We start from the raw sequence: 16,525 nt of genomic DNA on the forward strand, positions 1-16,525 counted from the left end.
TGCTTATGAACAATGAACAGCTTTGGCAGGCTGCCTTAGGTGAAATCGAACTCACCCTCTCGCGTGCGAATTTCACCACCTGGTTCAAGGACACCTTCATCTCGTCCTTTGAAAATAACCAAGCTGTTGTTTGCGTGCCAAACACCTTCACTAAAGCGTGGCTTGAAAAAAAGTATCATCAGGAAATTCTTAACGCTCTCAAAAGCGTAACCAGCCAAGCGGTTAAGGATATTTTTTACAAAGTCGAGGCCAGAAAAGCATCTCCTGTATCCGATATCGTCAAGCGCGTTCGGCCAAATAGCGAAACCGAGAGGCTTCACACTGAGGTGTTGCCGATCAACCGCTTCGGCCTGAACAATAGGTACACCTTTGACAATTTTGTTGTCGGCAAAGGCAACGAGTTGGCGCACGCGGCGTGCCAGGCAGTTGCAGCCAATCCTGGGAACGCCTACAATCCGCTATTCATCTATGGCGGCGTTGGCCTTGGCAAGACCCACCTGCTTCAAGCGATCGGACACACTCTTTCAAAAAAGAGCGATAAGATAATGTACATAACTTCCGAGAAGTTTACGAACGACTACATTCAAGCAGTTAAGAGCGGCCAGGCTCGCGAATTCAAAGAAAGGTACCGGAACGTCGATTTGCTGCTCATTGATGATATTCAATTCATGGCAGGAAAAGATGGAACCCAAGAGGAGTTTTTCCACACTTTCAACGAGCTTCACCAAAACAACAAGCAAATTGTCCTAACCTCAGACCGTCCCCCAAAATCTATCCCCGCTCTTGAAAAAAGGCTTCTTTCACGCTTTGAGTGGGGGATGATTGCCGACGTAGGACAGCTTGATGTTGAAACTCGCATGGCGATACTTGAGCGAAAGTGCCGAGAGAAAAACTACTCACTTGAAAATGAGATCTTGTCTTATGTTGCAGCCAACGTCCAAAACAACATCCGCGAGCTTGAAGGCGCGCTAAACCGCCTGATCGCCTACCACGAATTCAACAACTACAAACCGACAATGGAAACAGCTAAAAATATTTTAGCCAGCATCATAATCAACTACCAGCAAAAGTCTACGAACGCTAAATCAGTTATCGATGCCGTGGCGCGTTTTTATGATGTTGCAGTAAAAGATATCACCGGTCAAAGCCGCAAAAAAGAGCTGGTTACCCCCCGGCAAATAATTATGTTTCTTTTAAGGGAAGAGGTTAACGCCTCGTTCCCAACCATCGGGCAAGAGCTTGGTGGTCGAGACCACACGACTGCTATGCACGCCCACAACAAGATTTCAAAAGAGGTTCAAGAGAACGAGAGGCTGAAACAAGAACTAGAATCTATTAAACAACTTATCTACAGTGCCAGTGTATAACTTTAAAGTTGTTTCTGAGTTGTAGTTTTGGCGGTGCAAAAAAACGAACAAACACGGGATAACTCAAAGCCCATCGGGCTTTTCCACTAAAATAAAAAAGTAGCCCACCCATCCAAGCCTCGCCACACACAAGCTGGATAAAATAATTTAGGCTAAGCTCAAGACAAAAAAGCAGTTTTCAACTTATCCCGGTCCTTATTATCATTATTACTGTATCTTAAATTTATATTTATCTATTAATAAATAACTAGTGAAGAGTGTGTATGAAATTTTCTAGTCTGCAAGAGAACTTAAAACAAGGGTTATTTATCGCGGGCCACCTTACAGGGAAAAACCAAAATCTCCCAATTCTTAATAATGTTTTAATTGAAGCCAAGCAAGGGAATATTAAATTAGTCTCCACTAATCTGGAAATCGGCATCAGTTGCGTTGTGCGTGGTAAAATCGATCAGGAGGGCGCATTTACTGTTGATGCGAAAATATTGGCCGACTACATCAGTTTGTTGCCAAATCAGAAGATAGACATCGGCCTGAACAATAATTCCCTCACCATATCTTGTGATAGTTATAATACAAAAATCAAGGGGCAGTCGGCTGAGGAGTTTCCGCTAATACCGATTGTTGAAAGGGGTAATTTTTGCAAGGTTCCTGTCCAGCTTCTGCGCAAGGCGCTCAATCAAGTAGTCTTTGCCGTTTCAACAAATGAAACAAGGGTGGAGTTGACCGGCGTATTGTTTAATCTGTCAAATAAAGAATTGATTTTGGCCGCAACGGATAGTTATCGGTTGGCTGAAAAGAAAATCGGTGTAAGTGAGAGCACCATAGAGAGCGCTAGCGTGATAGTCCCGGCCAAAACGATCCAGGAGGTGGTGCGAATAATTTCAGGAACTAAAGAAGATGTGGCCGGAGAACTTGAGGATGTGGAGGTATATATTTATGAGAATCAGATAATGTTCGTTTATGGTTCGACTGAAATAGTTTCTCGGTTGATTGAGGGTCAGTATCCTGATTATAGGCAAATAATTCCAGGCCAAGCTAAGACCAAAGCAACGATTGAGCAGCAACAGATTATGCGAGCGGTGAAGGCCTCTTCGTTGTTTGCTAAAACTGGGATAAATGATATTAATTTAGACTTCCCCAAGAACAAGGGTGGCTTGATAGTTTCATCAGCCTCTGGGCAGACTGGTGAGAATATCGTTGAGGTCCCAGGAAAAATAGAGGGAGAGGATAATTTCGTGGTTGTTAATTATAGGTATTTATTGGATGGTCTAAACACTATCGGTGGCGATGAGGTTGTGGTCGAGGTTGTGGATGGAAATACGCCCTGCTTACTGCGGCCAGCCAACAACTCGGATTACCTTTATATAGTGATGCCGATAAAACAATAAAAAAAACACCGCCCACTTGAGGCGGTGTTTTTTTTATTGTTTTATTTGACCTTAATAGTGACGGTTGGGGAGAGAATTTTATTATTACCCCAGGTTAGTCCCTCTAAAAGTAGGTTGTATTCTCCAGCTTGACTGGGGGCGGTCCAAGAGTAAGGCGTGATCGGCTGCAGGTCGACGCGTGAAAAGGTCTTAACCAAGCTATTACTCGAAGATGAGGCGGAACCTTGCTTGATTTTAATAGCGCTGAAGGCCTCGATGTTTGAAGATGTGAAAGACATATTTAATACAGCCCCCCTATCAACCTCTGGCACTGACTGATTCCACAATAATGTCGGTTCAATGTTTTGGTCTGGCGAAAATCCTAAGTTGATATTAATGGATTTTTCCGAACAGTTATCAATATCATCGCAGATGCGGACGCGTAAACCTTGGATGCCAGGCGTTAAAAAATTAATCAGCTGATCAAGGTTGAATGGGTAGTTTGAGACGGTTGCCAGGAGGTTGTCGTTGATATAATATTCTACACGGTTTACGCCCCGAGGCGCTGTTACGCCGCTTAAAGTTACTGAAAGTCTTGGCTCGGTGATGGTTTGTCCTTCGAGCGGCTGTTCAATGGTGAAAATTGGTTGATTTTCTGGCTTGTGGAGATTGTCTTTTTCAGTGGGAACGGTGCTGGTTGAAATAAGACCATTTTTCTTAGCCCAAGCTTGCACGGGCGCCTCCCAGAGCGCAAACTGTGAATCACTTGAAGGGTTGGTTGGCGCAGGACCGCGCGGATTATCCTTACTTACGTAGTATAGAATATCGTGAGGTTGGCCAAAGTTTATTTCCTCAATAAAAGAGGCGGGAGTATACTCTGTTGCTAATAGTCCTGATGCACGGTCAATCCTGATTATAAGACTGCTGCTAGCAGCACCATCAAGAACTGGTTTTCCGGTTTTTACCGATTCGGGAGCGGTGAAATTTTCTATTGGCGTTCCGGCGAGAACTTTTTTCATGTAGGCGTTCCAAATCGGCGCCGCCACAACGCTGCCGTCAGCCCCTCTTTTCATTGAAGTGGCGTCATTGTTTCCCACCCAAACACCAGTCACTAGCGAGGGGGTATACCCAACCGTCCAGGCGTCTTTATAGTCGTTTGTGGTTCCGGTTTTCGCTGCGACAGGACGATCAGATAAGGTTAAGAAATTGCGCGAACCAAACACATATGATCGGGCGTTGTTATCTGACAAGATGCTGGTTATTTGGCGAGCAACCTGGGGCTCAAAGGCTTTAGTGCTTTGATCTTGGTATTCTTCCAGGATTTTACCCGACTTGTCCTCAACCCTAAGCACAGGAGAAATCGCATGGACTAACCCGTCTTGAGAGAAGGCGCTATAGGCATTAACATGTTCAAGTAGTTGTACCTCACCACCGCCCAACACCAAGGATAAACCGAAGCGGTCCTTGTCGTTAAGTGTTGAATAGCCCAGCTTTTTTGCAGCCTCCATTACACTGTTAACCCCAGCCAAATACATCGCCTTGACTGCAGGAATATTCAAGGATCCGGCGAGAGCCTTTCGGATGGTTACTGGGCCGTGCTCAGCACCATCATAATTATGAGGTTCGTATTTCTTGTCGGCGTCGGTTGAAAAGTTTGTGACCAAGTCATATAACACCGTGTCGGGCGTGTAGCCCTTGGCAAAGGCGGTGGCATATACTATTGGCTTGAATGAAGAGCCTGGTTGTCGGGGGCTGGTTGCGATATTGACCTGGCCGTCTATCTTATCACTGAAATAATCTTTAGAGCCCACCATGGCCAGGATTTGGCCGGTTTTGGGGTCTATGGAAACAAGAGCGGCGTTACTGGCTTGGTATTTGTCGTTTTTTTCAACCCTTTCCGCTATTGCTTCCTCGGCCGCCTTTTGTTTGTCGATGTCGATTGAGGAGATGATTTTCAAGCCGCCCTGTTCGATGGTTTTGTCACCATATTTCTCAGAGAGAACATTCTTTAAATACATTACGAAATGAGGAGCTAAAATGTTTTCTTTGGGTTTGGTGAAGGTTATTTCAACTTTTTTTGCAGCCTCGGCCTCATCTTTAGAAATGTGCCCCTGTTCAGACATCACATCCAACACATAACGCTGACGGCTTATTAGGAGGTCACGGTTGGGCCCATAAGGCGAATAGCGGGACGGAGCTTGCGGTAAGGCGGCAAGGATGGCGGCCTCAGCTAGGCTGACGTCCTGGACTCTTTTGCCAAAATATCTCTGACTGGCTGACTCAACGCCGTAGGCGGTTGAACCATAAGGGATTTCATTTAAGTACATTTGAAGAATCTCATCCTTGGAGAAACGCTTCTCCATTTGATATGCCAAGATGAGCTCTTTAACTTTACGGACATAGCTTTTTTCGTTGGTCAAAATGGCATTCTTAACCAGCTGTTGCGTTAATGTCGATCCACCGGCCTTTTGGTTTTTTATCACATTCGTCACGACTGTGCGAAAAATGGCCCACAAACTGAAGCCGCCGTGCTTATAGAAGTTCTTATCTTCAATAGCAATGGTCGCATTGCGGACGTTTTGCGGGATATCGTTTAATCCGACCAGGGTCCTTTTTTGATCGCCATAAATCTCGTATAAAACGGTTTTCCCGGTCCGGTCATATATTCTGGTGCTTTGGGCAACTTGCCGCTCAATTAGCTTATTAGGATCGGGCAACCCTTGTGAGAGATAAAAGAAACCGCCAAGTATTAGTAGTAAACCGATAAAAATGGCCAATATAACACCTTTTTTTGTAATATAGCGCAAAAACGAAAGCCTGGAAGCAATTTTTTTCCTTTTTGGCTCAGGGTTTTGCGGGCGAACGGGCGAGTAAATTTGCCTTGATGGTTCGGGCGTCTTCTTGTGTATAAACTGTGGAATAGGCATATGGATAACTGTTTAAAAGGAGTTAATAACTGTTTATATTTTACTAATATTTGCAAATTTTTACAAACACCATAATTACTTGCTTATCTTAGAAAAAAAACACCCTAACGTCAATTGACGTTAGGGTGTTTTTGTGGTCGAATTTATTTTTTATAGAATTTTGCCGCTTCTTCAGGCGAGACGGAATTAATAATCAATCCGGAACTTATCTCAATGCCCGCCCAGACGGAGTCTCGCGGCTGAAGCTTAAGATAAAAATGCTGGTTAGGCTCAGAAATCGCTTGCTGGGTAAAAAAATTATATGGGATGCCTAGGATGTGCAGTTTTATCAAAGCTCTTTTTAGGGCATAGGCCAATGATTTTATTTCAGCCTGATTAAGATCGGTCATATTGTCTATGTGCCTTTTTGTCATGAACCATAGTTCATAGTGATATTCGCTGGCATAGGGTGCGAAAACAAATAGCTGGTTGTCTTCATAGACCAATCGCTTGCTTCGAGACTCCTTTTTGATGATATCGCAATAAGGGCAGGTGCCGTGCTCGCTTTTGTAGCGCTCAGCTTCAGACATTTCGGTTATCAGCAAAGGGGGTAGGATTTTGGTGGCAAATACTTGGGAGTGTGAATGTGCTAGCGAGGCGCCAGCCTTTGAGCCGCTGTTTTTAAAAATCAAGATGTAATCGAGTTTCTTGTTTTTGCTCAAAACAGTTATGCGGCTTCGATATGTTTGCAAGACTTTTTCAAGCTGGGTTAGAGAAAATTCATGCATTTCTTTTCCGTGTTCGGGAGTCTCGACGATAACCTCTTGTGTGCCAAACGCTTTAGGGTTGCTGGTGGTTACGGCCGGGTACTTGTTTTTAAGTACCATAACTTCCCAAGCCTTCTGGCCACCGACCGCGTCGATGATTAATTTTTTTTCAATCCCCTCTGGACAAAGTCCGCACTTGACGTCCTTGTGAATAACCGAGCTTTCGCGGACATCTCGTGGACGCTTTGCGCGCCCCGGGGTGATGATTACATACTTGTCTAGAAAATAGTCTTTGCGAATTTCGGAGGAAGGTTTGATTATCATTTCTTTTGGTTTGAGTTTAATATTATCAGTATAGCAAAACATCGCCCAACAAAAAAACAGCGAGGCTGCCGCTGTTTTTTTGTTGGGCGATGTAAGCTTATTTTTTTAGGACGAAACCTTGGCCCACATAATGCATCGAATCAAGAGCGGTTTGGGTTTCAGGCAGAATGCCAGCTACAATAATGTTATTACCGAAAAAGTTATCTATGGTATCGCCTGGCTTAGTGATCAGTTTTGCTCTGATCATCATCTCGGCTTCAGAGCTGCCGACGTATATGGGCAGGAACTTCGTTTCACCTAGGGCGACTTCGTCAAAGCCTTTGATTGAAGTTTTTAATTTCTCTGGCGTGTTAGTCGCATTTACGAAGTAGAAGTTTTTGGTAATATCCTTTTCTGCCACAATCTTGATTTCGGCCGAATTGGTCATATTCAACAAAGTTTTGCCATTAACGAAATGGTAGTCATCGATTAGTGTGCCGGTCGGTTCTATGATGCCGACGATCTTGACGCTGGACAGGCCGAAGAAATCCTTCAGTGAGTCGCCAGGGCCTTGGATCAACTTTTCCTCTTTCATCATCATGGCCTCTTTATAGCCGATGACCATTTCGTAATCACCTAAAGCCAAGGTGCCAGCGTTGGCCTTGAGGCTGCCGGGCAGGCTTTCGGCACCGAGGAATAGTTTTGGATTGCCTTCGGCGAAATTGATCTTAGTCTGGCCATTGGCCAAGAAGGTGTTCAAGGTGGTGGCGGTTTCAATGGAAACCGTTTTGTTCATCCCCTGGTTTTCCATGCCGGAACTGAATTTAGCGAACTCGAAGAAACCGAAGGTGAAGACGATGACCATTATCAGTGGCGCGACGAGCGAGGCATAGTTGCGCTTGCCGGGCCGGAAGTAGCGCAGTAACAAGGAGTTGGTAACCACGGAAATCGAACTCATGGCCATGGCTAGGCCAGCCAGCTCGGGCTTGAGAATCAAGCCGAAACCGGCGAAGATGCGGGCTGCAATCGGGATGCCGATGACGTTGTAGAAGAGGGCGAAAAACATATTTTGCTTGATCTTGCCCATGGTTTCGCGGGCCAGCTCGAGAGAGGTGACAACGTCGTTCAGGTCGTTTTTCATGATGACGATGCCGCCGGTTTCCATGGCCACGTCAGTGCCGGACCCCATGGCGATGCCCAGGTTGGCTTGGGCAAGGGCGGGGGCATCATTGATGCCATCGCCGACCATGGCGACGCGCTTTCCGGTGTCCTGTAATTTTTTGACTTCATTAGCCTTGTCTTCGGGCAAAACCTCGGCCAAGACGTTGGTAATGCCGACTTCTCGGGCAATCGCTTGAGCGGTGCGCTGGTTGTCGCCGGTAATCATGTAGACTTCGATGCCCATGGCTTTGAGGCTGCTTATGGCCGCAGCAGTGGTTGGCTTGACCGTATCAGCTACGGCGATGGCACCGAGGATGGACTCTTTGGTGGCCAATATCATGGCAGTCTTACCTTGCTCCTCCAACTTGGCCAGTTTGCGATTAATCTTGTCGATTGGGTGGCCCAAGGTTTCGCTCACTAGCTTGCGATTGCCGAAGTAATAAACTGTGCCATTGATCGTGCCTTGGACGCCGTGTCCGGGGATGGCGGTGAAATCAAGGACTTCGTCGAGGCCGAAGTCTTCTTCTTGGGCGTGGGTGTAGATCGCTTCGGCCAAGGGATGTTCGGATAATTTTTCCAGACTGGCAGCGATAGTGAGCACCTCATCTTCGTCCAGATTGGCGAAATTCAAGACGTCGGTTACTTCCGGCTTGCCCTTGGTCAGGGTGCCGGTCTTGTCAAAGATGACGGTATTTATCTTGCAGGCCGCCTCCAGCGGTTCGCCGCCCTTGATCAAGATGCCATATTCAGCACCTTTGCCGGTACCGACCATCAATGAAGTTGGGGTGGCTAGGCCAAGGGCGCAGGGGCAAGCAATGACGATAACTGCGGTAAAGGCCATGAGGGCGAAGGTGAGGGTCGAGCCGAGCAGGAAATACCAGACGCCGAAGGTGATGATGGCGATGCCGATGACGGCTGGGACGAACCAGGCAGAAATGCGGTCAGCCATATTTTGAATCGGCGCCTTAGACCCTTGGGCGTCTTCGATCAGGCGGATGATTTGGGCCAAAGCGGTTTCGGAGCCGATGCGGGTGGCCTCGAATTCGAAGCTGCCAACCTTATTGACGGTACCCCCGATAACCGAGTCGCCAATATGCTTTTCGACCGGCAAGCTTTCACCGGTAATCATGGATTCGTCGATGGCTGAACCGCCCTTGGTAATCTTGCCGTCAACCGGCACTTTCTCGCCCGGACGCACCATAATGATGTCGCCATGGACCACTTCTTCGACCGGGATGTCCATGGTTTGGCCGTTGCGGATGACGCGGGCGGTTTTGGCTGACAAGTCCATCAGCTTCTTGATGGCGTCAGAGGTTTTGCCCTTGGTGCGGATTTCTAGCCACTTGCCCAAGATTACGAAGGTGATCAGGAAGGCGGCCGTTTCGAAGTATAAATCCGGAATCTTGCCATTAAGCCCGATAAGCGAGCGGGTGTTAAAGTAATATATGGCATAGTTGGCCAAGCTGTAGATGAAGGCGGTCGAAGTGCCGATGGCAATCAGGCTGTCCATGTTGAAGGTCTTCATCTTGAGCGAGGACCACATGCCCTTGTAGAAGCCAGCACCGATAACTAGCTGGATCGGTAGGGTGAAGAGCAGCGAGATGATGCCGATGTAGGGCGATAAGGCGATCTTGCCTGGGAGCCAAGCGAAGAAATCCAAAAACATGAAGTACAGCATGGGCAAGCTCAGGACGAAGCTGACCCAGAATCTGGTCTTGTAGGAGACAATCTCTTTCTCACGCTTTTTGCTTTCGTATTCGCTGTCCTTGGCGTCGACCTCTTCGGCTTTGTAGCCAGCTTTTTCCACGGCCTTGATGAGAGCTTGAAGGTTGGTGGAGGCCTCGTCGAAAACCACCGAAGCTTTTTCGGCAGCGAAATTGACGTTGGCCTGCTTGACGCCAGGAACTTTTTTGAGTGAGCGTTCGATCAGACCGGCGCAAGAAGAACAGTGCATGCCGTAAAGAGAGATGTTGGCTCGCTTGGCGTGGTTGGTCTGTGACATTGCGGATTCCATGACGGGGGCGGACACTTGCCTGGGCTCAGCCGACTTTGAGCCGCTTAAAAGCGAATCGAACAGACCCGCCAAGCTGGCGGTATTGCTTAGTTGATCGACAAATTCTTTAGCCCCTGGCTGATTGTCCGGAACGCTGAACTCGGCAAGCTTGTTGTTGTGGATCTTGCCTTCGAAGTAGGGTTTGCCGTCACTGCCGGAAAGGACGCGACCTTCGGCCTCGATGTTAGCTTCGAGCTTGATTTTCAGCGGTTGGCCATTTGATGTCTGGTTCTTTTTGATGGCCACACCCTTTTCGGCTGCCGGCAAATCGATAATAACTGCCTGGTAGCCAGCTCTCTCCACGGCAGCTAACACCTCATCTGTTGAAGTCAGAGAGGTGTCCAGCTCTAAGCTGGCTCGACCGGTTTTATGGTCAATGCTGATATTTGATACCCCGGCCAGTTCTTCAAGTTCAGCCGCGGTGATTTTTTCACAGGATGCGCAATGCATGCCTGTAATCGATATCTTGATCGGTTGTTTCATAGGGCTATTTAATTGAGTAATCGGTACCGCTTAATGCGGCTTGTGCCTCTTTGATTTCGATCGGGCGCTCAGCCGTAATGGCAGTGTCGCCCGTTACAGGGTCAACAACCACGTTACTGACTCCTGGAATTTTTGCCAGCTTCATGGTGCAAAGCTTAGCACAAGCACTACAAGTTAGTCCTTGTATTGAAAACGATAAGGTGTTTATATGAGTAAGTTAATTAACAGTAATGTGTCCTCGGACCATGCCCATGGCGCAGGTGATCTGGTAGGTGCCGGGTTCGGTGGGGGTGAACTTCATGGTGATTTTTTTGCCAGCCTCAAGAAGCTGCAGGTCTTCTGCAAGATCGGATACCTTAATATAGTTCATGCAACCGGCGCCATCTTCTTGGGCGTCGATCTCGAAGCGGACTGGCTTGCCTGCCTTGACGGTAAATTCGCTCGGCTGAATGTCGGTAGCTTGGGTATAAACGGTTTTGATGACCTGCTCATCAGTGGCTGCGTCGTTTGTCGTTATGGCAGGCTTGGCGTCGATCGGAGCGGTTTTTTTGCCGCCACAACCACAACCGCCGCCAGAGGAACCGCAAGAGCCGCCGCCATTGATTGCCGTAGCCGAGTCGTCAGCAGCGGCATTGGCCGAGGGGGCTTTTGAAGAAGAGGAGTCAACCACATTAAAGCTGCCAGTGTACATTCCCATAGAGCAGGAAAATTTGATAGTACCGGCATTTTCGGGCGTGAATTCTATGACATTGGGACCGGCCTTAAGCGTTCTGCTGATGTTGAGCTGGCGCACGACCAAGGCGCTGGCGCACGAATAGGGGGCCTGGGCGTCAATTTCCCAGCGCACGGGCACTCCTGCCTTGATGGTAAAACGGTTCGGTTCGTATCCTCGATTCGTTTCGGTCATACTGACAACCTGGACCCCGTTTACCATTTTTACGTTGGGGTCGCTTGTGACAACGTCCCGAGAAGAGGCACTAGCCAGATCGGGAACCCAGCCCAGCAGTGTTAAGCCATTTTTCAGGTTGAACAATGAAAGCAGAACCACAATCGTTCCGGCGAACTTGAAAAACTTTTTAGCCGACCCGCCCTTGAAGATCGAGGTAAGTCCACCCACCCCCAAAAGTCCAGGCGCGGTGCCTAGTGCGAACAAGCCCATTATCAATGCTCCGTCACCTATGTTTCCGCTGGAAACCGCATAGAGCTGCATTGCCTGCGTAAACCCGCACGGCAAAAAGAAAGTGGCGGCACCAAGAATCATTGAGTTCTTGTGGCTATACTCTTTGTTTTTCGAGTCAATCCCCAATTTTTTGGCCAGTCCTTTCGGTAGGGTTAATTTGACCGTGTTGAGTTTTGGTATCAATTCGGTAAGTTGTAAGCCCATAAGCAGCATGACCAGACCCACCAATACGGTAAGGAAGGCGCTGAGCTCTAGGGAAAGCTGGAAGGCTGACCCCAAGAGTCCTAAAAGGCCGCCAAAAAAGGCGTAGCCAAGTACCCGCCCCCCGTTAAAGTAGAGGTGTGGACGAAATTTTTGCTTAGAAGTCGCTTCTGGATGATTTTCAGAAAACTTGGCCGACATCCCGAGGGTCAATCCGCCAACCAGGGCCATGCAGGTTGAAAATCCGGCTACAAGCCCTACTAAAATGACAACTCCAAGGCCCGATGGGTTGTCGGACGCACCGATATTCATGTCGGTTAGGCCGAAGAACTTCAAAATGCCGTAAATCAAGAAGGCAAGAAGCAGCGATTTAATGACGGTTTGGTAGTCTTCCTTGTTAGTGCTGAACCAAGCTGTTTTTTCTGCTTGGCCGATAGAGTAGCCTGCCTCGTGGATGGCTTTTTCTAGTTTGTGGATTTGAGGCGAAGAATTTTCCTCAAAAAAGATATCAGCCTTTCCGGCTTTGAAACTTATTTCGGTTTTTTTTACATCCTCGACTGCCGAGAGCTTCTCTTCAAGCAAGAGTTCGCAGGATCGGCAATGCATGCCATTGATCGGCAACGTAATTTTGTGTAATTCGTTCATAGTTAAGTCAGTTAATGAAATAAACAAGCAGGCAAAAATGCCCGTTTAACTGAATCAACCCTAGATTCTTAATATGATGGTGTCGAGCGCGACCTGATTTGGTGGCGCCTGGAAGCTTTTTGGCTTCAAGGTCTCCTTGTCCGCCAACGGAACTTGGCTAAAGTACAAGGAAAAGAGATAAAGTGATTTGTTGAATTCAAAAACTGCAAGCAATGGCGCGGCGTCGCTGCTTTTCTTGTCGGCACAGCAAGGTAAAATATCCTTTTGCGCCCCGTTTTTCTTTTCGGCGCCGGCATTTTCATGAGCGTGGCAAGCTCCATGGATATCATCCGTGGCCAGAGCGGGATCGATATTCATGAGAAAGGCGTGGAAAAAATTCGCCATAATCAAACCGAGAATGACGGAAATCATCCCGATGTGGTGCAAATTTTTTAGAATCCGCCTAGTCATTCAGTTGAATTTCTTATAAACCTCTAAAAGCTCGGCTATCGTTTGCTGTTCGCGATTCCCCTTGATAGCATTTACCACGCAGGTTTTGAGGTGGTTCGAAAGCAGCACCTCCTCAGCTTTTTTGATAGCTCCTCGGACGGCCGATGCTTGCTGTATCACGTCGAGACAATAAGCATCTTGTTCGATCATTTTGATGATCTTGTTCAGATGGCCGGCAGTGATTTTAAGCCTTCTGGTAGCATCTTTCTTGGCGCAGGAAATTGGTGTCATAGTTTTCTGATTACCCTCCCCAGGGGGGTAATCTAAATATAGCGCTTGTGCCATGTGGTGTCAAGAAAATAAAAAGGCGGCCTCTAGGGCCGCCTTTTTATTTTTTAAGAGGATTATTTCAATTCGGCTTTGATCATGCCTTCAATTGTCGAGTATGGCACAGCGCCAGGGATGGATTTTCCATTAATGAAACTGCCAGGAGTTCCCCTTACTCCCAGACCCTGGCCTTCTTGCAAGTCCGCGCTTACCTTGGCGGCCATTTTACCAGAAGACAAACAGGCGTCGAATTTGCCAGTGTTAAGTCCGAGCTCTTTTGCAGCGGTCGCTAGGTATTCAGCGCTTAGACTGCTTTGATTGGCGTAAAGCTTGTCGGTGTACTCCCAGAACTTGCCTTGCTCGCCAGCGCACTCAGTCGCCTCGGCCGCTTTTCTGGCCATCGGATGGATGGAGTCAAGCGGGAAGTGGCGAAAGATCCAGCGCACGTCCTTTGAATAATTTTTCATGACCTGAAGCATGGTATCGTGGTAGCGGGTACAGAAAGGGCACTGGATGTCGGAATATTCAACGATGGTTATTTTGGCATTCTTATTGCCGCGAATGTGGTCGTCCTTGGCAATCTTGATATCGACCTTAGCGCCAGCATCTGCGCTTGGCTGCGCTTTTGCGCCGGAGTCGTCATTCTTGACGATTGGAGCGGGGTCGTCACTACCGGCATCGAAACTGCCGTCAGAAAATTGGGCTTTCAGATAAAGGCCCAAAAACAGCAAGAAGCCTATAAAGGAGATGGCGGCAGCGCCACTCACCAAACCGAGAATGAAGCTGGTTTTTGAACGGATGAGTTTTTCTTGGCCTAACATAATATGATGTTAATGATTTTTAAGCGTAGTAATGTGGCTTGTGGACGCAGCGGTCGCAGTATTCGATCCAGGGTTCGCGGCGCAAATCCTCTTCTTTTATTTCCGCACCGCACTCGATGCAGCGGCCATATGTTCCGTCCTTGAGACGGCCGATGGCGTCTTCGATGCGACCCAGGATTTCCCGGTGGACCTTGACCAAAGACTCTTCGATGATGTCTTCTGTGGCATCATGCGCCAGGTCTTCGGCGCTAGGGTTGTCCATGGTTTCTTCGGGAGTGGTTAATTTGGCGATTTCTTGTTCGACCGCAGCCCGTTCCTCCTCTAAGCGCTGGGTCAGTTCTCTGATAAGTGAATCACTGTACATGAGAAAAGCTTAGTTTTTAAGTGGTTTCATTTTAGCACAAGGTTTTTAATAAATAAACCCTAGCGTTTATACAGATAGATAGATGCCTTTTGGGGTTCTGGCCGGCTTATTTTATCAGGAGTCCAGCCTTCAATGGCGAAGGCATATGAGATTACCCTAGCCCCGGCCTTGAGTTCGCGTTCGAGCTTCGGGCGCAGCTTGCTCTTGAGCTTGTCTGGTATTCCGAAGACATAGACAACATCGTAGCCAGCCAAAGAGTGCTTGAATAAATCCCCCCAAAGGTAGTTTATGTTCCGGCGGCCACCGAAAAACTGGGTGGTTAAGCACCAGAAGTAGAAAGGCAGCGCAAGCTCGATACCGTAAATGTCGGCTTGGCAGTTCGCGGCCGCATAGCGGGGCACGGTGCCGGTGCCGCAGCCGAGATCGATGAACCTATCACCAGGCTTCAGCTCAGCAAGCTCTAGAATCCTAGGAAGATCATGCTTGCGCGTAGGCACCCAAACAATCAAAGACAAGGACGCTGCGGCAACTGAAAGGAGTGGGATGAAAATCAGAAAAAAGATGAACCAGATCATTTTATTTATTTGGGCACAGCCTCTGTGCAGAGAGTGTCTTCGTCGCAAGAGTAGGGCTCATAGCAGTAAAAGAACCGCTCATCTTTACAGCAGGCAGCATTGCGGTAGCCGCAGGGAGCCCGCTTGATGAAGACTTGGGTGATGATGAAATAATCCTTGATTTGGGCCACGCCCATGCCGGCTTCGTCATATTCTCCGTTAAGAATGTTGCGGCGGTGTCCGGGGCTGTTCATCCAGCCGGTAACGGCTTTTTGTTCAACTTCTTCGATGCTGTAATAGGTCGTTTCAAGGACCGTGATGACAGGAGAATTTTCCAGCAGCCCCTCGCGGCGCTTAATTTCTGCCTTTAAGGTTTTGATTTTTTCTTCAGTGCTTGTGGCTTGATGGACCCTTTTATCATATTCGCTGTTGGACTGCACTTGTTCTCCTTGGCAGTCTTGTTCCTGGATACCAGTGCTTTCATAGGTCCCGTCCTTGATGTGGGGAGTCAGGGCGATGTTTTCGGCGCTGCCGCTGAAGTAATAGATTCCCTTGCTATTGAGCCGCTCACTTTGGTAAATGCCGAAATTCTGTCCCTCATGGTGGATGAAGGGGTAGCTGCAAAGGCGGATGCTGCTGATAAGAAATTTGTTTTCATCGGCTTGATTCTGGCTGTGCTCACGTGCAACTGCGGCCACTTCATCGTTCCATGCAAGAGCAGACAAGCCGTTTTTTGTGCGCTCCTTGTTGATAAGCGCATGGATTTCCTTTTCCATTTTCCCAAGCAAATTTGATGGGTTCTGCGGAGTCGTAGTTCCTTGGGGTGGCTGTGGCGAGGTGGGTTGGGCAGTGAATCCCAGCGGGAGCTTGTTTATTTCACGATCGGTAATGCCAAGACCTAGACGGCGCATCACGTTGAAGGCATCGGCAGGACGGCCGAGGAAGTTGAGCGAAAGGTTGCCTGGGTAAACATAATAGGCCTCGCCTGATTTTTGTGTCCGTATAAGAATTCTGCCAGAAAGGCGTTTTTTTGAAACGGAGTTCAGTCCATTGAAATCTTTTTCACTGATACCCAGCCCCAGCTGGCGCATGACGGAAAAGGCATCAGCGGGGCGACCGAGAAAATATCGGCGGTCATCGACTGGGCTGACATACCAAGCCTCACCGTGTTGCTCGACCTGTATCAGAATACGGCCGCGAAGCCTGACGCTTGGCGCTTCAGCTTGAAGCAATGGCAAAGGCAGGCTTGTCAGCAGAATTATTGAAAGCAGCCATGAAAATTGTAAAAACGTTTTTTTCATATATAATTTTCGAAAACGGACAGTCTTTAAAATTTATTCCAAGGCCGGGCGGATTTCGAGAATGACGAATTGTGGCGAGCGGATTTTTGAGAATACGGTGTTTTTGCCCAGATAGATAAGGCTCGTATATTGATAGCGATTACGACACCCATGATCAGATAACAGCTTAGCGGTTGTAAGTTAGCTTCTAATATTAGCCAAAGAGATAAAAAAAGCAACAATAAACTAAGCGGTAGTTGGTTGGAAATGTTATTGACCAAGTCGCTGATCAGTCTGAAAAAAAACATAATCTTAGA

12 protein-coding genes and 1 pseudogene are annotated in these 16,525 nt (G+C 47.8%); 2 read left to right on the forward strand and 11 right to left on the reverse strand.

Annotation, left to right across the window (positions count from 1 at the left end):
* The first annotated feature begins 5 nt into the window (after window positions 1-5).
* Together dnaA and dnaN are read left to right on the forward strand one after the other, a co-directional pair.
* On the forward strand, window positions 6-1,367 hold the full coding sequence (gene dnaA / locus HGA34_03370; protein NTW22554.1) for a chromosomal replication initiator protein DnaA: 1,362 nt from the start codon (window positions 6-8) through the stop codon (window positions 1,365-1,367).
* A 263-nt stretch (window positions 1,368-1,630) separates the two neighbouring features.
* Entirely contained in the window at window positions 1,631-2,755 is a 1,125-nt protein-coding gene (gene dnaN / locus HGA34_03375) for a DNA polymerase III subunit beta (GenBank protein ID NTW22555.1), read from the forward strand.
* Window positions 2,756-2,796: 41 nt separating this feature from the next.
* Here dnaN and HGA34_03380 read toward each other — a convergent pair whose 3' ends face one another.
* The 11 genes and pseudogenes from HGA34_03380 to HGA34_03430 all read right to left on the reverse strand — a co-directional run bounded on the left by HGA34_03380 (window position 2,797) and on the right by HGA34_03430 (window position 16,229).
* Window positions 2,797-5,661, reverse strand: coding sequence for a penicillin-binding protein (locus tag HGA34_03380; protein ID NTW22556.1), 2,865 nt, complete (start codon window positions 5,659-5,661; stop codon window positions 2,797-2,799).
* Window positions 5,662-5,804: 143 nt separating this feature from the next.
* Complete coding sequence (locus HGA34_03385; protein ID NTW22557.1) at window positions 5,805-6,731, reverse strand: DUF4931 domain-containing protein; 927 nt, start codon at window positions 6,729-6,731, stop codon at window positions 5,805-5,807.
* A gap of 829 nt (window positions 6,732-7,560) precedes the next feature.
* Window positions 7,561-10,374: pseudogene (locus tag HGA34_03390) on the reverse strand (copper-translocating P-type ATPase).
* 37 nt (window positions 10,375-10,411) lie between these two features.
* Window positions 10,412-10,615, reverse strand: a complete 204-nt coding sequence (locus HGA34_03395) for a heavy-metal-associated domain-containing protein (protein NTW22558.1) — start codon at window positions 10,613-10,615, stop codon at window positions 10,412-10,414.
* Between the two features lie 9 nt (window positions 10,616-10,624).
* A complete protein-coding gene (locus tag HGA34_03400) occupies window positions 10,625-12,433 on the reverse strand; it encodes a hypothetical protein (protein NTW22559.1) in 1,809 nt (602 codons plus the stop codon).
* Between the two features lie 60 nt (window positions 12,434-12,493).
* A complete protein-coding gene (locus HGA34_03405; protein ID NTW22560.1) occupies window positions 12,494-12,883 on the reverse strand; it encodes a hypothetical protein in 390 nt (129 codons plus the stop codon).
* Window positions 12,884-13,153, reverse strand: a complete 270-nt coding sequence (locus tag HGA34_03410) for a metal-sensitive transcriptional regulator (GenBank protein NTW22561.1) — start codon at window positions 13,151-13,153, stop codon at window positions 12,884-12,886.
* Between the two features lie 113 nt (window positions 13,154-13,266).
* Entirely contained in the window at window positions 13,267-14,010 is a 744-nt protein-coding gene (locus tag HGA34_03415; protein NTW22562.1) for a DsbA family protein, read from the reverse strand.
* A gap of 19 nt (window positions 14,011-14,029) precedes the next feature.
* Window positions 14,030-14,374 carry a TraR/DksA family transcriptional regulator gene (locus tag HGA34_03420; protein NTW22563.1) on the reverse strand — a complete coding sequence of 115 codons (345 nt, stop codon included), beginning with the start codon at window positions 14,372-14,374 and terminating at the stop codon, window positions 14,030-14,032.
* Window positions 14,375-14,433: 59 nt separating this feature from the next.
* Window positions 14,434-14,949 carry a hypothetical protein gene (locus HGA34_03425; protein NTW22564.1) on the reverse strand — a complete coding sequence of 172 codons (516 nt, stop codon included), beginning with the start codon at window positions 14,947-14,949 and terminating at the stop codon, window positions 14,434-14,436.
* A gap of 5 nt (window positions 14,950-14,954) precedes the next feature.
* Entirely contained in the window at window positions 14,955-16,229 is a 1,275-nt protein-coding gene (locus HGA34_03430; GenBank protein NTW22565.1) for a hypothetical protein, read from the reverse strand.
* Between the last annotated feature and the right edge of the window lie 296 nt (window positions 16,230-16,525).

The sequence above is a fragment of the Candidatus Falkowbacteria bacterium genome (assembly GCA_013336275.1).
Classification (GTDB): domain Bacteria; phylum Patescibacteriota; class Patescibacteriia; order Patescibacteriales; family GWE2-39-37; genus JAAXUA01.